Source organism: Microbispora sp. CA-135349 (assembly GCF_050947365.1).
In the GTDB taxonomy this organism is placed as follows: Bacteria; Actinomycetota; Actinomycetes; order Streptosporangiales; family Streptosporangiaceae; genus Microbispora.
Genome location: NZ_CP192001.1, coordinates 2,764,871 through 2,781,647 on the forward strand (window position 1 = coordinate 2,764,871; position 16,777 = coordinate 2,781,647).

General features: G+C 69.9%; 7 protein-coding genes. 6 read left to right on the forward strand and 1 reads right to left on the reverse strand.

Going from position 1 to position 16,777, the window contains the following annotated elements:
• The first annotated feature begins 111 nt into the window (after positions 1-111).
• The 6 genes from ACQPZZ_RS13080 to ACQPZZ_RS13105 all read left to right on the forward strand — a co-directional run bounded on the left by ACQPZZ_RS13080 (position 112) and on the right by ACQPZZ_RS13105 (position 15,810).
• Positions 112-4,671 carry an amino acid adenylation domain-containing protein gene (locus ACQPZZ_RS13080; protein ID WP_432931920.1) on the forward strand — a complete coding sequence of 1,520 codons (4,560 nt, stop codon included), beginning with the start codon at positions 112-114 and terminating at the stop codon, positions 4,669-4,671.
• Between the two features lie 68 nt (positions 4,672-4,739).
• Positions 4,740-10,157, forward strand: coding sequence for an amino acid adenylation domain-containing protein (locus ACQPZZ_RS13085; protein WP_432931922.1), 5,418 nt, complete (start codon positions 4,740-4,742; stop codon positions 10,155-10,157).
• Between the two features lie 4 nt (positions 10,158-10,161).
• Positions 10,162-11,271 carry a saccharopine dehydrogenase NADP-binding domain-containing protein gene (locus ACQPZZ_RS13090; RefSeq protein ID WP_432934372.1) on the forward strand — a complete coding sequence of 370 codons (1,110 nt, stop codon included), beginning with the start codon at positions 10,162-10,164 and terminating at the stop codon, positions 11,269-11,271.
• Between the two features lie 237 nt (positions 11,272-11,508).
• A complete protein-coding gene (locus ACQPZZ_RS13095) occupies positions 11,509-13,269 on the forward strand; it encodes an ABC transporter ATP-binding protein (protein WP_432931924.1) in 1,761 nt (586 codons plus the stop codon).
• Entirely contained in the window at positions 13,266-14,981 is a 1,716-nt protein-coding gene (locus ACQPZZ_RS13100; RefSeq protein WP_432931926.1) for an ABC transporter ATP-binding protein, read from the forward strand. Before ACQPZZ_RS13095 ends, ACQPZZ_RS13100 begins: the two co-directional genes overlap by 4 nt.
• Before the next feature lie 7 nt (positions 14,982-14,988).
• Complete coding sequence (locus ACQPZZ_RS13105; RefSeq protein WP_432931928.1) at positions 14,989-15,810, forward strand: thioesterase II family protein; 822 nt, start codon at positions 14,989-14,991, stop codon at positions 15,808-15,810.
• 21 nt (positions 15,811-15,831) lie between these two features.
• On the opposite strand, the gene ACQPZZ_RS13110 is transcribed toward ACQPZZ_RS13105, so the two are convergent.
• Positions 15,832-16,515, reverse strand: coding sequence for a TetR/AcrR family transcriptional regulator (locus ACQPZZ_RS13110; protein ID WP_432931930.1), 684 nt, complete (start codon positions 16,513-16,515; stop codon positions 15,832-15,834).
• Positions 16,516-16,777: the final 262 nt, after the last annotated feature.

A 16,777-nucleotide genomic window follows, 5' to 3' on the forward strand; every position in this document is an offset into this window, starting at 1 on the left:
ACCAACCTCGCATCCCGGTCGGCCGGAAATATAAGGCGAATTCCCTGCACGCCGGCCATGGTTTCAAATTAATGCCGCTGCGAAGTGGATCGCGCGCAAGGGAGCTTGGATATGTTGACGGAGAATATCGACCGCGGCGCGGCGGCCCACGTCGCCACCGATGCCGGCACGGACCGGGACGCTCTGCGCCGCGCGGTCTCCGACCTGCTGGGCATCGAGCTGACCCCGGAGGACGACGACAGCAACGTCTTCGAACTCGGCTTGCAGTCGCTCGAGCTGATGCGCCTGGCGAACCGGCTCAACCGTTCGGGCGCCGAGGTCACGTTCGCGCAGCTGGCCGACGATCCGCGGCTGTCGGCATGGTTCGAACTGCTCACCCCCGGCGCCGCACCGATGCCGCAGCCCCGCGCCTCCGAGGTGGAGCACGGCGACGGATCCGATCTGACCTTTCCGCTCACGCCGGTGCAGCAGGCGTATCTGTTCGGCCGTGCCGACCACCAGGCGCTCGGCGGCGTCGGCTGTCACAACTACCTGGAATTCGACGGGGCGGAGGTGGAACCGCACCGTCTCGAGCGGGCGGTTCGCGCTCTGATCGAGCGCCACCCCATGCTGCGGGTGCGGTTCGGCGACGACGCGATCCATCACGTGCTGCCGCAATCCCCGTGGCGGGGTCTGACCGTCCACGATTTCCGCGACCGCACGGGCGACGACGCGTCGGCGGCGGCGCTGGAGCTTCGCGACCGGCTGTCGCACCGCGTCCTGCGCGTCGATCAGGGAGAGGTCATCGACGTCCAGCTGACCCGGCTCCCCGGCGGGGTGGATCGGCTCCACTTCAACGTCGACCTCCTGGCCGCGGACCTGGCGAGCTTCCGACTGCTGCTCACCGAACTGGCCGTCCTGTACGACGACCCCGACGGTCTCGACGCGATCACCTACACCTTCGGCCGGTATCTGGCGGATCAGGCCGAGGTACGCCGTACGGAGGCCGAGCGGGCACGGGCGTACTGGCACGATCGGTTGCCGTCGCTGCCCGGGGGGCCGAGGCTGCCCCTGGCGACCGAGCCCGAAGCGGTCGCCGTACCACGATTCGTCCGCCGAGCCTTCGGGCTGACGGCGGACGAGTGGCTCCTCATGGAACGGCGGGCGGGCGAGGCGGGGCTCACGCCCGCGGCGGTGCTTGCGACGGCGTACGCCCAGGTCCTGAGCCGGTGGAGCGGGGACGAGCACTTCCTGCTCAACCTGCCGCTGTTCGACCGCGACCTCGACGCACACCCCGAGATCGGGCGGCTCGTCGGTGACTTCACGGGGCTGCTGCTGCTCGAGGTGAAGCTGTCCGGGGACAGTTTCACGGACCGCGCCCGCACCGTGCAGCGGCAGATGCACGAGGACATCGGGCATGCCGCCTACACCGGCGTGGACGTGCTGCGCGACCTCGCCCGCACCGACCTGGACGCGCCCCGCACGGCGCCGGTCGTGTTCTCCCTCGATCTGTCGGCGCCGCTGATCCCGGACGAGTTCGCGGCCCGCTTCGGCGACGCGACATGGATGATTTCGCAGACCCCGCAGATCTGGCTCGACCACCAGATCTACCGCACTCGCGACGGCGGTGTGCGGCTCGTCTGGGACGCCGTCGACGAGCTCTTCCCCGACGGCATGCTCGACGCGATGATGTCGGCCTACGAGGCGCTGGTCCGCGGCCTGCTGGCCGGCGAGTGGGAGGCCGCGTCGCCGGACATACCGCTGCCCGCCGCGCAGCGGGAGCGGCGCGCGGAGGTCAATTCGGAGACCCGCGCGCTGACCGGCCACCTTCTGCACTCGGCGTTCTTCGAGCGCGCCGGCGACCGGGCCGGGCAGCCCGCCCTGCTGTGGGGCGACGGCGAGGTGATGACCCACGACGAGCTGGCGCGGCACGCCCTGGGCATCGCCGGGGCGTTGGCGCGGCGCGGTGCGGGCCGCGGCTCGTACGTCGCCGTGGTCGCCCCGAAGGGCCCGCAGCAGATCGCCGCCGTGCTCGGAGTCCTCGCCGCGGGCGCCGCGTACGTGCCGATCGGCGTGGACCAGCCGGCCGAGCGCCGTGCCCGCATCCTCGAGCTCAGCGGCGCCGAATTCATCCTCGACGGCGCCGGCCTCCTGAGATCGGCCGACGCCGATGTCGACGTGCTTTCGATCGACGCGGCGATGCTCTCGCGGCCACTGAGCGCCCCGGTGCCCGCCGACCCCGGCGATCCCGCGTACGTGATCTTCACATCGGGCTCCACCGGCCTGCCGAAGGGGGTCGAGCTCAGCCACCGCGCCGCGGTCAACACCGTCGAGGACATCAACGAGCGGTTCGGCATCGGGGCCGGAGATCGCGTGCTGGCGGTGTCCGCGCTGGACTTCGACCTGTCGGTGTGGGACATCTTCGGATTCCTCGCGGTGGGCGGCGCAGCCGTCCTCGTGCCGGAGTCCGGCCGGCGCGACGCCGGCGAGTGGCTGACACTGTGCCGGCGGCATTCGGTGACCGTCTGGAACACCGTCCCGGCCCTGCTCGACATGCTGCTCACCGCGGCCGACGGCGCTCCGCTTCCCGGCACGCTCCGCCTTGCCCTGCTGTCCGGCGACTGGATCGGGCTCGACCTGCCCGGACGACTGGCTCGCGCGACGAGCGGCCGGTGCCGGTTCATCTCACTCGGCGGCGCCACCGAGGCCGCGATCTGGTCGAACTCCTTCGAGGTCACCGAGGTCCCCGCGGGCTGGCGATCGATCCCGTACGGGAAACCGCTGCGGAACCAGAAGTTCCGGGTGGTGGACGGCCGCGGCAGGGACTGCCCGGACTGGGTGCCCGGCGAGCTCTGGATCGGCGGCGCCGGTGTCGCTCTCGGCTATCGGGGCGATCCCGAGCTGACCGCGGCGCGCTTCCCCGAGTACGACGGCGAGCGTTGGTACCGCACCGGCGATCTCGGCCGTTACTGGCCCGACGGCAATCTGGAGTTCCTCGGGCGCCTCGATCACCAGGTGAAGATCAACGGTTTCCGGGTGGAGCTGGGGGAGATCGAGGCCTGCCTTCAGGCGCATCCAGCGGTCGCCCAGGCCGTGGCCGTCGCGGTCACCGAAGGCCGCCGGGAGGTGGTCGCCGCCGTCGTCGAGCGCTCGGCGGCGCCGGACCGGGTGCGGGATGACGCGGATCCCGGCGCCGGGGGAGGGCGCCCCTGGGATCGGTTCCTGCCGCCCGCGACCGAGACCGAGGACGCGTCAGATCCGCACCTGATCGAGCACCGGCTGGTGGAGATCCTGCTGGCCGACGTCCTCGCGCCGCTGACCGGGCCCGGCGGACACCCGCCCGTCTGCGCCGAACAGCGTCCGGTGGTGGACATCTGGCTCGAATACCTCGTACGACGCTCCGTGCTGACACCCGGCGCGAGCTGTCGGCGCGGCCCCCGATGGGACGAGGTCACGAACCCGGCGTGGATCACGCAGGTTCGCGAGTCCACCCGCGGGACGCCCTTCGAGACCGTCGCGACCGCACTGGAGTGGGCCGGGCCACTCCTCAGGGCCGTCATGTCCGGCGAGGCGGACGCCACCGCGCTGCTGGACGATCCGGTGCTGGCTCCGGAGGCTCTCGGCGATCTGATGCCGACGACGGCCGACTGCCTCAGGGCCGTGGCCGGGGACCTGCGGACGCGCACCGGCGACGCCGCGCCGCCGGCCGTCGCCGAATGGGATGTGATCAGCGGCCGCGGCAGCGCGCGGTTGCTCGCGGAACTCCCCGGCGACGCGATCGACTACACCCTGCTCGGCTCGTCGATACCGGCACTGGCCAAAGCCGAGACACTGCTGCGCGAGCGTGGGCATCGCACACACATCGCGGTGCAGGGCGCCGCCGCCATCGCCGGGCAGCACGTCCACGCGTTCGACGCCGTCGTGGCGAACAACGTCCTGAGCCGGATGACCGATCCGGAGGTGGCCGTGGCCACCATGGCATTGCTGCTCGCGCCGGGTGGCCGCCTCTACCTGCTCGAACGCGCGTACCCTGCGCCCCTCGCGCTGGTGAGCGCGCTGCCGCTGGAGGCGCGAGCGGGGAGGTTCGACCAGAGCGGGCCGGGCTCCGCCTGGTTGTACGGCCCGGAGCGCTGGACGCGCGCCTGCGCCGAGGCCGGGCTGCGCGACGTGCGGGTGCTGCGCACCGAGGCCACCGGCGAGATCCTGCTGTCGGCGGACCGGCCGGAGACGACCGGCGTCGACGTGGCCGAGCTGCGCGGGTGGGCGGCGGACCGGCTGCCCGAGCACATGGTTCCCGCCCACGTCGCCGTGCTGCCCGCGCTGCCGCTCAGCGCCAACGGCAAGGTCGACAGGCGGCGGATACAGAGCCTTCTCGAGCAGTCCGTCGACCGGCCGCGTGACGTGGGCGACCCGCCGCGGGGCGCGAGCGAGGTGTTCGTCGCCGAACGGTGGATGAAGCTGCTCGGGCTGGACTCGGTGGGCCGGGACGAGAACTTCTTCCGGCTCGGCGGTGACAGCCTGCTCGCGACGCGCTTCGTCGCCGAGGTGCGCGGGGCGCTGGGCGTCGAGCTGCCCATGCGCGAGGTCATGCGGACGCCGACCGTCGCCGGGCTGGGCCTGCTGCTCGACGGGCTCGGTGCCGCGAGCGGCGGCTTGGACGGCGGCGAGGGATTCGAAGAAGGCGCGTTGTGAACGGCTAGCTGCATTTCGCTCCACCTGGCTACTCGATCCGCCTCTTAATCAAGCAAAAGGGAGAAGTCGTGGACATAGCCGAGATGCTTGCCGGCCTCGCCGCCGAGGGCTGCGTGCTCTACGAACAGGACGGGCAGCTTCGTTATCGCGCGCCCAAGGGAGTCTTGACGCCGGAACGGCTGACCTGGCTGCGTACGAACAAGGGCGCCGTGCTCGACCTGTTGCGCAAGCAGGAGTACGGCCCCGGAATCGTCCCCGATCCCGCTGCCCGGTTCGAGCCGTTCCCGCTCACCGATGTGCAGTCGGCGTACCTGGTCGGCCGGAGCAACGCGTTCGACTACGGCGGAGTCGCCTGCCACGGCTATATGGAGCTCGCGCTTCCGTTGTCGTACGCGGACAACATCGAGCAGGCGTGGAATCAGCTGGTCGGCCGGCACGACATGCTTCGCGCGGTGATCTCCGCGGACGGGTATCAGCGTGTCCTGCCGGAAGTGCCGCACTATCAGGTCAGGCGCGAAGACCCGGGCATGCTGGAGGCGACCAGAGAGGCCATGTCGCACCAGGTGCGGCGCACCGACCAGTGGCCCCTGTTCGACCTGCGGACGACGGAGACGGACGAGCGGCTGATCCTGCACATCGCCTTCGACCTGCTTCTCTGCGACTACCGCAGCATGCAGATGCTGCTCGGCGAGTTCGGCACCCTGTGTGCCGGAAAGTCGCTGCCCCCCGCGCCGGAGATCACGTTCCGCGACTATGTCCTCGGCGCGCGCGGGGTCGTGGAGGGCACGCGTTACAAGCGCGACCGTGATTATTGGTTCGATCGTATCGACGCGCTGCCGCCGGCCCCGGTCCTGCCGTTGCGCGACGACGCGCGCGACGCGCCGCCGAAGTTCCACCGGCACGAGCTGCGCTTGTCCGCCGCGCAGTGGACTGTGCTCAACGAGCGCGCCGGCGCGGCGGGTGTCAGCGCGTCGAGCGCGTTGCTGCAGGCCTTCGCTGAGACGATCGGACGATGGAGTCACAGTCCGCGCTTCACCCTGGCTCTCACCCAGGAAAACCGGCTTCCCCTGCACGCGGACGTCGCCCCGATCATCGGTGACTTCAGCTCGACCAGCCTGTTCGCCGTGGACCTCACCGAGGGCGAGAGCTTCGCGGAGCGGGTCAACCGCGGGCAGATGCGGTTGTGGGACGACCTGGACCACCGGCTCTGCTCGGGAGTGGAGGTGATGCGTGAGCTGGCCAGGCGACGGAGCCGGGCCGAGGCGTTGATGCCGGTCACGTTCACCAGCACGATCGGCGGCACGAACGCGGAAACCGCGAACGCGCTGCTGGCCGACGCGGAGATCGTCTACAGCATCACCCAGACGCCCCAGGTCTGGATCGACTGCCAGATCTCGAGCGACGCCGACGGCCTGCTGGCCAACTGGGACGTGCGCGAGGGTGTGCTTCCCGAAGGCATGACCGAGGACATGTTCGCCGCGTTCGCCGATCTGGTGAACCGGCTGGTCGACGATCCCGCGGTGTGGTCCGCGGCGGACCCCGTGGAGCTGCCGGCCGCGCAACGGGACGTCGTCGCGGCGGTGAACGACACGGCCGCGCCGCGATCGCTCGAGCCCCTGCACGCGGGCGTGGTCGCGCAGGCGGAACGGACCCCGGACCGGGCCGCCGTGATCACTTCTTCGGAGACACTGACCTACGCCGAGCTCATGGCCAGGGCGGGGGCGGTCGCCGCGGCCCTCGCCGAGGGGGGATGCGCGCCGGGTGACCGCGTCGGCATCGTCGTGCCGAAGGGATCGGCGCAGGTGGTCTCGGTGCTCGGCACGCTGCTGGCCGGCGGTGTGTACGTGCCGATCGACACGACGCAACCCGCGCTGCGGCGCAACTCGATCATCACGGACGCCGGGATCGGCCACGTGCTCACGCTGGCCGAGCTGCGCGACTCGCTCGATCTGCCCGCCGCCGTCCGGCCGGTCGAGGTCGATTCGCTGGCGCCGCGGCCGGGGCCGGCGGCGCACCGGCCGGCGCCGGACGACCTCGCGTACGTCATCTACACCTCGGGCTCCACCGGCACTCCCAAGGGTGTCATGATCGGCCACGCCGCGGCGCGGAACACGATCGACGACATCAACGCGCGGTTCTCGGTGACCGAGGACGACCGTGTGTTCGGCTTGGCTCAGCTGGGGTTCGACCTGTCCGTCTACGACATCTTCGGCCCGCTGTCCGTCGGCGGCGCGCTCGTGCTGCCCGACGACGCGCTGCGAAGCGACCCGTCGCACTGGGCGGCGCAGCTGGCCGCCAACGGCGTCACGGTCTGGAACTCGGTGCCGGCGCAGATGCAGATGCTGGAGGAATACCTCCGGCACGACACCGCCGTCGACGTCTCCCGCCTGAGGCTGGCGATGCTCTCCGGCGACTGGATCCCCGTCACGCTGCCGGACGCCGTCCGGGCCAGGATCCCCGGCCTCGAGGTGATAAGCCTCGGCGGGGCGACCGAGGTCTCGATCTGGTCGATCTATCACCCCATCGAGGTCGTCGACCTTAACGCGCCCAGCATCCCGTACGGAAAGCCGCTGGCCAACCAGACCTTCCACGTGCTCGACTCGCTGATGCGGGAATGCCCGGCGCACGTGACCGGCGAGCTGTACATCGGCGGCGTGGGGCTGGCTCAGGGATATCTGGGCGACCCGGAGCGGACGAGCGAGCGGTTCGTGCGGCACCCGGTGACCGGCGCGCCGCTCTACCGGACCGGTGACCTCGGTCGCCGTCACCCTGACGGGGTGATCGAGTTCCTCGGCCGCGCCGACCGGCAGGTGAAGCTCAACGGCCACCGCATCGAGCTCGCGGAGATCGAGGCCGCACTGCAGACGTGCCCGGACGTCGATCTCGCCGCGGTGGCCGTCCACGGTGAGGGCCCCGCGCGCCGTCTGGTCGCCTTTGCCGAGCCCACCAGGACCGAACCCCGCGCGCTGCCGGACGGCCTGCGGCGCAGGGCGATCGACGCAGGCGCCGAGCTCGTGCGCGGCATCGAGGACGAGCACATCGTCGAACTGATCGACCTGCTGGACAGCGTCGCGCTCGACGCCATGGCCGAGATGCTCACCGAGGCCGGATTCTTCGTGACGCCGGAAGCGGTGCACACCACCGAGGAGATCAACGAAGCCATCTCGGTGGCCCCGGAGAACCACCACCTCGTGCAGCGCTGGCTGAACGCGCTCGCCGACGAAGGGAAGATCGTCCGGGACGCGCTCGCCGGCACGTACAAGGGCGAACTCCCGGTCGATCCGGCGGCTCATCGGGAGAAGCTGCGCCGCATCGACGAGCTGGCCGAGCTCACGAAGTGGGGAAGCGAGTTCATCCGCTACCTGCGCGTGTCCGAGGACAACCTGGTGCCGTTGCTCCGCGACGACGTCAACGCGCTTTCGCTGCTGTTCCCCGAGGGCAAGTTCGGGCCGGCGGAAGCGACGTACCGCGACAACCTGATCAGCCGTTACAACAACGAGGTGGTCATCTCGGCGGTGCGGGACATCGCCCGCGCGCACGCCGGGCCGGGGCCGCTGCGGCTGCTGGAGATCGGCGCGGGCGTCGGCGGGACCAGCACCGTGCTGATCCCCGCCCTGGCCGACCTGAACGTCGACTACCTGTTCACCGACCTCTCGCACTTCTTCCTCAACGCCGCCAAGGAACATTTCCACGACGTCGACTGGGTGCGATACGGATTGTTCGACCTGAATCGCGATTATCGCGCTCAGGGGATGGCGCCGAACTCGTTCGACGTCATCCTCCTGTCCAACGTGATGCACAACGCGAAGCACGTCGGCAAGGCTCTCGACCAGATCCGGGAGATGCTCGCGCCGGGCGGCTGGCTGGTCTTCATCGAGGCCACGCGCGAGGTCTACAGCATCATGACCTCGATGGAGTACAAGTCCGGGCTGACCGGATTCGAGGACGAGCGGAGAGAAGACGAGCGCGTCTTCCTGGCGCGGGACCGGTGGCTGCATCTGCTGGGTGAAGCCGGTGGAGAGGTGGCGTTCTGCCTCCCGGAAGCGGACGCCGCGATTTCCGGGATCGGCCCGCAGACGTTCGCCGTGCGATTCAAGTCCGAGCGCGCCGACGTGCGCCAGGAGCAGCTCATCGGCCATCTGGCCGAACGGCTGCCGTCCTACATGATCCCGGCCGAGTTCCAGATCGTGGACCGTATCCCGCTGACCGGCAACGGGAAGGTGGACAGGGCCAAACTCGACGCGTGGGCGGGGTCGGGACACGGGGGCGGCCGGAACGAGGCCACCGGTGAGGCGCCGCGCCCGGGCCTCGAACAGGCCATCGCGGCACTGTGGTCGGAGGTGCTTCCGGTCGAGTTCATCGCCCGCGAAGCGAGCTTCTTCGACCTCGGTGGGGACTCCCTCCTGGTGGCGCGGCTGGTCACCCGGCTGCGCGAGAACCTCCCGCAGGCCGCGGAGATGGACTGGGACGATGTGCTGCGGCTGGTGATGAACCGGCCCACCATCGCCGCGCTGGCCGCCCAGCTCGGGGCGGACGGCGCCGAAGCCCGTTCGGCGACCTCGGTCGTACGGATCAACACCGTGGACACCGGCGAGCCGACCAGGGTCCTGATCCACGACGGGACGGGCACGCTGATTCCCTATCGCGCGCTGATCCGGGAACTGTCCGATCGCGTGCCGATGCTGGGACTCGTCATCGACGACCCGGGGCTGTTCCTGTCCGGAGACCCCCGCACTCAGGTGGACGAGCTGGCGAACCGTCATACGGAGGCACTGCTCGCGGCGGGAGTCGAGCGGGTGCACCTGGTCGGCTACTGCATGGGAGGACTGCTGGCGCCCGAGCTCGCCAACCGGCTCACGAAGGCCGGTGTCGAGGTGACCGGTCTGACCGCGATCAGCAGCTATCGAGTGCCGTACCTCGTCGAGGACGACCTGATGGCCGAGTATCTGTGCGCCCGGCTGGTGCAGGTCGATCCGGTGGATCTCGGTTATCCGCCCGACGAGCTCGGCATCCGGGACCTCATCCAGGCGGTCCTGACCCGGCACGACAAGGTGCTCCCGCAGGGCGGTCTCGTCGAGGAACCAGCGTCCGGGCTGAGCGAGGCCGGCGCGCAGGCGCAGCGCTACTTCCAGAAGCTGGCGGAGCGGTCGCAGGAGGACCGGCTGCGCGCCATCGGCGAGAGGATGCCGGCGAGCGACGACGAGCTGGGCTCGGTGGACTGGATGTCGCGGTTCCTGCGGATCATCAAGCACAGCCTGATCACGGTGGCGACGCACATGCCGACGCAGTACGAGAAGCCGGCGACGTTCGTCCGCCAGACCGGCGACGCGCAGATCTTCCCCGGCATGCAGGCCGACATGACCGAGTACTGGCAGCAGGTGTGCGTCGGAGGACTGCGGATCGTGGACGTGCCGGGCGACCACTTCACCTGTATGGGACCGTCCAACGTCGGTGTGACGGCGGACGTCCTGCTGGCGGGTGACTGAGCCGATGGGCGCGGCACAGGTGATCGGAATCATCGGCGGGTACGGCGCGGTGGGGTCCGTCGCCGCCCGATGTCTCGCCGCCGACGGATTCCGGCTCAGAATCGGCGGCCGGTCGGCCGACCGCGGCGCGGCGGCGGCGGCCGGATTCGCCGACGCGACGGCCGCGGCGGTGGACGCCACCGACGCGGAGAGCATCGCCCGGTTCAGCGCGGACTGCGACGTGGTGCTGAACTGCGCCGGACCCGCGTACGAACTGGGCACGCTGCCCAGAAAGGCGGTGGTCGGGGCGGGGGCGCACTACGTCGACGTCATGGACGGTTCCCTGGGAACGTTCGCGCCGCCGGAAGACCGCGTCATGGTGCTGTCCGCCGGCGTGTTGCCGGGCCTGTCCGGGCTGCTGCCGCAGATGCTCACCGCGGGACTCGACGAGGCATGCTTCGTGGGTTACTACGGCAGTCTCGACAGATTCACGCACACCGGCGCCATGGATTATCTGCTCAGCATGGATCGCGGATATGGCACGGCGCTCGCCAAATGGCGCGACGGCAGGGTGATTCCCGGTGCGCTCAGCGTCGAGCAGGACTCTCCGGTCCCCGGAATTCTCCGGCCGGTGACCGCTTATCCCTACTTGAGCGCCGAACTCGTTCAGCAGGCGACGCGCCTCGGACTGAAGGAAGCCAGCTGGTACAACGCTTTCGACGGTGAGCACGCCCTTCGCGTGCTCAACCATTACCGGGCCTCGGGCAACCGGCAATCGCCGGAGGACGCCGCGACGGCCCTGGTGCAGGCCAGCGCGCTCGATGTGTCCGGACGTGCTCCTTACCACGTGTTGTCCGGCACGGCCGAGGGTCTCACCGAGGAGCGGGTCCCGGTCCGGCGAACCGCGTTGATAAAGAGCAACGACGGCAACGCGCTCACCGGCGTCGTCGGCGCCGTCGCCGCGCGTGAGGTCGCTCGTGGTCGTATCGCGCCCGGTGTCTGTCACGAGGCCGCGAACGTGCTGGCCGCCGGCGTCGTGCTCGACGCTATTCGCACGCATCTGCCGGAAACCGTCGTGTCCATTTCCGAGACGCCCCTGGCAGCGGAAATCGTGGAGGAGGAGGGGGTGCTCTGATCGGCCTCGCCTGACCCGGATGCCGGAGGACCCGTGACGGGCGGCGCACGCGGGGGACCGGCCTTCGGGCGGTCGTTCCCGCGGCTGCGCCGCCCGGATCGTTGGCTGACCGGACGGTTCGCGGTACGGTGAGTCGTACGCGTACGGAAACGGAGGAAGGCGATGAACGCGATCGACCCTGCAGAGGGGGAGCGAGCGACGTCATCATCGGCTGCCGATGCCGCGGCCGGACAGGGCGTGAAACCGCTACTGCGTCCGCATCGATGGAGTTTCGCCGCTGTTGTCGTCTTTCAGGTCATCGGTGCGGTCGCGGGTCTGGCGCCGCTGCTGGCGGTCGTCGAGCTGGGTCGTGCCCTGTTGTCGCCCGGCCCTATCGACCACGACCACGTCTGGTTCGTCGTGATCGCGGGTGCGATCGGACTGTTCGTCCGGCTGCTGTTCACGAGCGCGTCGTCCGGAATCGGGCATATCGTCGACAGCAAGGTGCAGCTGGCGTTCCGACGGCAACTGGCCCTCGTGCTGGGGCGCGTGCCGATCGGCTGGTTCTCCCGGCGTCGCACCGGCGAGCTGGCGAAGGTGGTGCAGGAGGACGTCAGCGCCGTCCACCCGTTCATCGCGCACACCCCCGGCGAGCTGGTCGCCGCGTTCGTGGTGCCGCTGGTGTCGCTGGTCTACCTGTTCACCGTCGACTGGCGGCTCACCCTGATCACGCTGATCCCGGTGGTGCTGGCGGTGGCGCACGTCCCCCTGATGATGACCCCGGCGCGGATACGCGAGGAGAAGGAGTTCGACGCCGCCACGGGGGGCATCGCGAACTCGGTCGTCGAGTTCGTGCAGGGGATCGCGGTGGTCAAGGCGTTCGGCGGAGGCGAGCGCGCCCACCGCAGGTTCCTCACGGCCGTGGACGAATTCGTCGCCACCTTCCTCCGCTGGGTGACCAATCTCTCTCCGATCGCCGCGGGGATGAAGCTGGTGCTGTCGCCGCCGTTCGTGCTGCTGGTCGTGCTGATCGGCGGCACGGCTCTGATCACCTCCGGCGGCATGGCCCCGGCCGACCTGCTGCCCTTCCTGCTGCTCGGACTCGGCCTGACCGCTCCGGTGGCGGCCCTGGGTCACGGCTTCGACGACATGCGGGGCGCCGCCCGCGCGGTCGGCCGGATCAAGGAAGTGCTCGAGGTGCGGCCGCTGCCGGAGCCCGCCAGGCCGGTCGCACCGCAGGGGCATCGGGTGGAGCTGCGTGACGTCCGATTCGCCTACGAGGACGACCACGAGGTGCTGCGCGGGATCACCCTGACGCTCGAACCGGGGACGGTCACCGCGGTCGTCGGGCCGTCGGGAAGCGGGAAGTCCACGCTGGTCCAGCTGCTGCCGCGGTTCTTCGACCCGACGCACGGCTCGGTCCTCCTGGGCGGCGTCGATCTGCGCGAGATCGACAGCCGGGAGCTCTACCGGAGGGTCTCCTTCGTCTTCCAGGACGTCCGCCTGCTGCGCGCGTCGGTCACGGACAACATCGCGCTGGCGGTGCCCCACGCCGGCGCCGACGACGTGGTGCGCGCCGCCCGGCTGGCGAACATCCACGACCGGATCCTCGAGCTGCCGCGCGGCTACGACACGGTGATCGGTGACGAGGCCGAACTGTCGGGTGGCGAGGCGCAGCGGATCGCGCTCGCCCGCGCGCTGCTCGCCGACGCGCCCGTCCTGGTGCTGGACGAGGCGACCGCCTTCGCCGACCCGCAGACGGAACGGGCGGTGCGCCGCGCTCTGGCGACGCTGGGCGGCGATCGGACGATCCTGGTCATCGCCCATCGCCTGGAGACGATCGCCGACGCCGACACCGTCGTGGTGCTGGAGGACGGGGAGGTCGTCGAACGCGGCGGCCCGGCCGAGCTGCTGGCACGAGGCGGCAGGTTCGCCGCGTTCTGGCGATCCCATGAATCGGCGGCCGCCGACGAGATCGAGACCCGCGCCGGAGCACTGCAAGGAGAGCAGTCCCAATGATTCGAATGCTGCTGCGCGTGCTGGGACCCGAGTACGCGCGGGCGATGCGCCGCACCGTGGCCCTGATGACGGTGACCGCGATCGCCGAGGGGTTGTCCTACGCCCTGCTCGTTCCCGTGCTGCGGGCACTGTTCGGCAGCACGCCCGAGGACGCCGTGCCGTGGCTGATCGGGTTCGGGGCCGCGGTCGCGGTCTGCGCCGTGCTGCGCTACATGAGCGAGCTGTCCGGTTTCCGCGTCGGGACCACGCTGTTGCGCGGCATGTACTACCGGCTCGGCGAGCATCTGGCCAGGCTGCCCATCGGCTGGTACGGCGGCGACCGGGTCGGCGAGGTGTCCGTCATGGCCAGCCGCGGCCTTCTGCAGGCGATGAGTGTCGCGGCACATCTGCTGGGACCGTTCGTCTCCGCCATGGTGACCCCCTTGACGATCGTCGCCGTGATGATCGCCTTCAACTGGCAGCTGGGGCTGGCCGCGTTGGCCGCCGCACCCATCGTGGCGGTCATCCAGGCCTGGACGGCACGGTCGATCGCCGCCACCGACGCCGGGCGCCACGAACGCGACAAGGAAGCCAGCGGGCGGGTCATCGAGTACCTCCAGGCCCAGCCGGTGCTGCGGGTCGGCGGGCGGACCGGCGAGCGCTTCACGTCGCTCGACGACTCGCTGCGGGAGGTCCAGCGCGCGACGCGCCGTACGGTGCTGTCGGCGCTGCCCGGCATCGTGGGGATGACGCTCACCGTGCAGGCGGCCTTCACCGCTCTGCTGGTGCTGGGCGCCTATCTCGTGCTCGGCGGCACTGTCGGCGCGGCGGAGATCCTCACGATTCTGGTGCTGGCGGCCCGTTGCGCCGATCCGCTGCTGTCACTGTCGGAGATGGGGGGCAAACTCCGCGCCGCCCGAGCCCAACTGGCAAGACTCGACACGGTGCTGCGCACAGAACCGCTGCCGGAGCCCGGCGAACCGGTCCAGCCGCAACGCCATGACCTGGAATTCGACTCGATCACCTTCCGGCACGGCGACCGCACCGTGCTCGACGACCTGTCGTTGACGGTGCCGGAAGGACAGCGGCTCGCCGTCGTCGGGCCCTCCGGCGCGGGCAAGAGCACGCTGCTGCAGGTGCTCGCCCGCTTCTTCGACGTCGACGCGGGCGCGGTGCGCATAGGGGGCGTGGACGTGCGCGAGATCAGCACGCGGGTGCTGATGCAGCGGATCGCCATCGTCTTCCAGGACGTGTATCTCTTCGACGGCACGATCGAGGAGAACGTGCGTCTCGGCCGTCCCGACGCCGGCGAAGCCGAGGTGCGGGCGGCGGCGACCGCGGCGCGGCTGGACGAGGTGATCGAGCGGCTGCCCGGCGGATGGGCGGCGAACGTCGGCGAGGGCGGCGCCCTGCTGTCGGGTGGTGAGCGTCAGCGCGTCGCCATCGCGCGAGCGCTGCTGAAGGACGCCCCCATCGTGCTGCTGGACGAGGTCACCTCCGCGCTGGACCCGCTGAACGAGGCGGCCGTCCACGAGGGCATCGAGCGCCTGATGGCGGGCCGGACGGTGGTGATGGTCACCCATCGGATGCGGACCGTCCGAAGCGCCGATCGCGTCGTCTTCCTGGACGGCGGCCGGATCGTGGAGGAAGGCAGCCACGACGAGTTGCTGCGCCGCGGTGGCCGTTACGCCGATTTCTGGACCATTTCCATGGCCCCCGTAACGAGTGAATGAGCCGAGGATGTCGATCGATCCTTTGTCGCGGACCTGCGATCCTCTGCCGCGAAACCGGCGAGCCGGCGCGTTTCGCCGGCTCGCGCCGCGGCCGTATGCCCGAGCCCGGGTGCTGCTGTTCCCGCACTGCGGCGGCAACGCGAGCTATTACCGGTCGTGGGCCGCGGCGGCGCCCTGGGACGCCGAATTCATCGCCGTGCAGTATCCGGGCCGGGAGGATCGTTATTCGGAGCCGGTGCCGGCGGATATGCACGGCCTTGCCGCCGTGCTGGCGGCCGATCTGCCGCTCGACGGGCCGCCGCTTCCGACCCTGCTTTTCGGCCACAGCATGGGGGCCATCGTCGCCTACGAGGCCGCCCGCCTTCTTTCGGCGATGGGTGAACCGCCGTTGGGACTGGTCGTTTCCGGGCATCCCGCTCCGGCGTTGACCCGGCCGGGCAGGGTGCATCTCGGCAGCGACGAGGAGTTGATCGAGGAATTGCGCCGCACCGAGGCGACGCACCCCGATATCCTCGACAACGCCTCACTCATACAGGCGTTCCTGCCCGTCATCAGGAGCGACTACCGGTTGAGCGAAACCTATCGGCCGCTGCCCGGTGCGCGCCTGCGAACTCCGATCACCGTGATGTACGGCGATCGGGATCCTGAAATCACTACGGCGGAAGCAGAGGGATGGCGCGAGGTCACCGACGACTCGTGTGAGTTCCGCATTTTCGAGGGCGGTCATTTCTATCTGGAGGAGCACCGCGACTCGATCGTCGAACTTCTCACGGCGCAGGCACGCGCGGCGTCCCGTCGATTGGCGATTCCCTGGCCGTCGACGCCCTGATCCTCCTCGCCGGCGCGGCCGCTACTCGGCGTCGCCGCGCCGGACGGCGGGCAGCAATCCCTCGACGATCGCCGTCAGTCCCTGCCGATGCGTATCGCGCGCGGTGAGTTCGGCCCAATGGTCGGCGACCACCGCGATCTGGGGGTATGTGCCATTCGTCAGATCGGAGATGACCTTGTCGCGATAGACCGGAGCGCCGGTCGTGGTACGACGACGTCGGCTGGTCACCCGAATGGTCAGATCCCCGACGATGTAATACCAAATCGTGCGGTAGACGTAGACGGCCTCTTCGTGGCTGTGCCCGTAGTCGACGGCGGCGCCGATCATCACCTCGACGAACCAGAGGCCGGAGGGGGCGAAGAGGTCGTCGCCCGTCAGCACTTCGACGACCCACGGGCGCTCGGCGAGCAGATCGTAGAGCGTGATCGCCGCTGCGAGGAGCCGCTCACGTGGGTCGTCCGGAAGCTCCGGACGGGGCATGCGCTGCGCGCTCGTCTCCAGCACGCGCAGCAGCAACTCATCCTTGTCTCGCACGTGGTAATACAGCGCCATCGGCGCGCTGCCCAGTTCGTTCGCCAGGCGCCGCATCGACAGTTTCGCCGAACCTTCGGCCTGCAGAATGCGATCCGCCGCGGCGATGATTCCCTCCAGAGTCAAGCGCGGCGGCCGGCCGATGGCTTTGGCGCGCGCTTCTCCTGCGGGCATCTCTATCCTCCACGATGCTTCTGTTCACCGATGAGCGGGGCGGGAGTGTTTCCGAGACGACCGGTGGAACATGCGATTGCGGCCACGACGATCGAGTGTCGCGGAAAATCAACGTGCCAGTGCTCTCTTGCCGTTGAAACCCATACTAACAAAGTTTGCCGGGAGTTCGTCTATATATTGTCTACACGGCGCCGCGAATGGCGTATCTGGATGACGGACACAGGCGTCGTGTTTACTGGTCGCATACCGCGGACTTGATTTC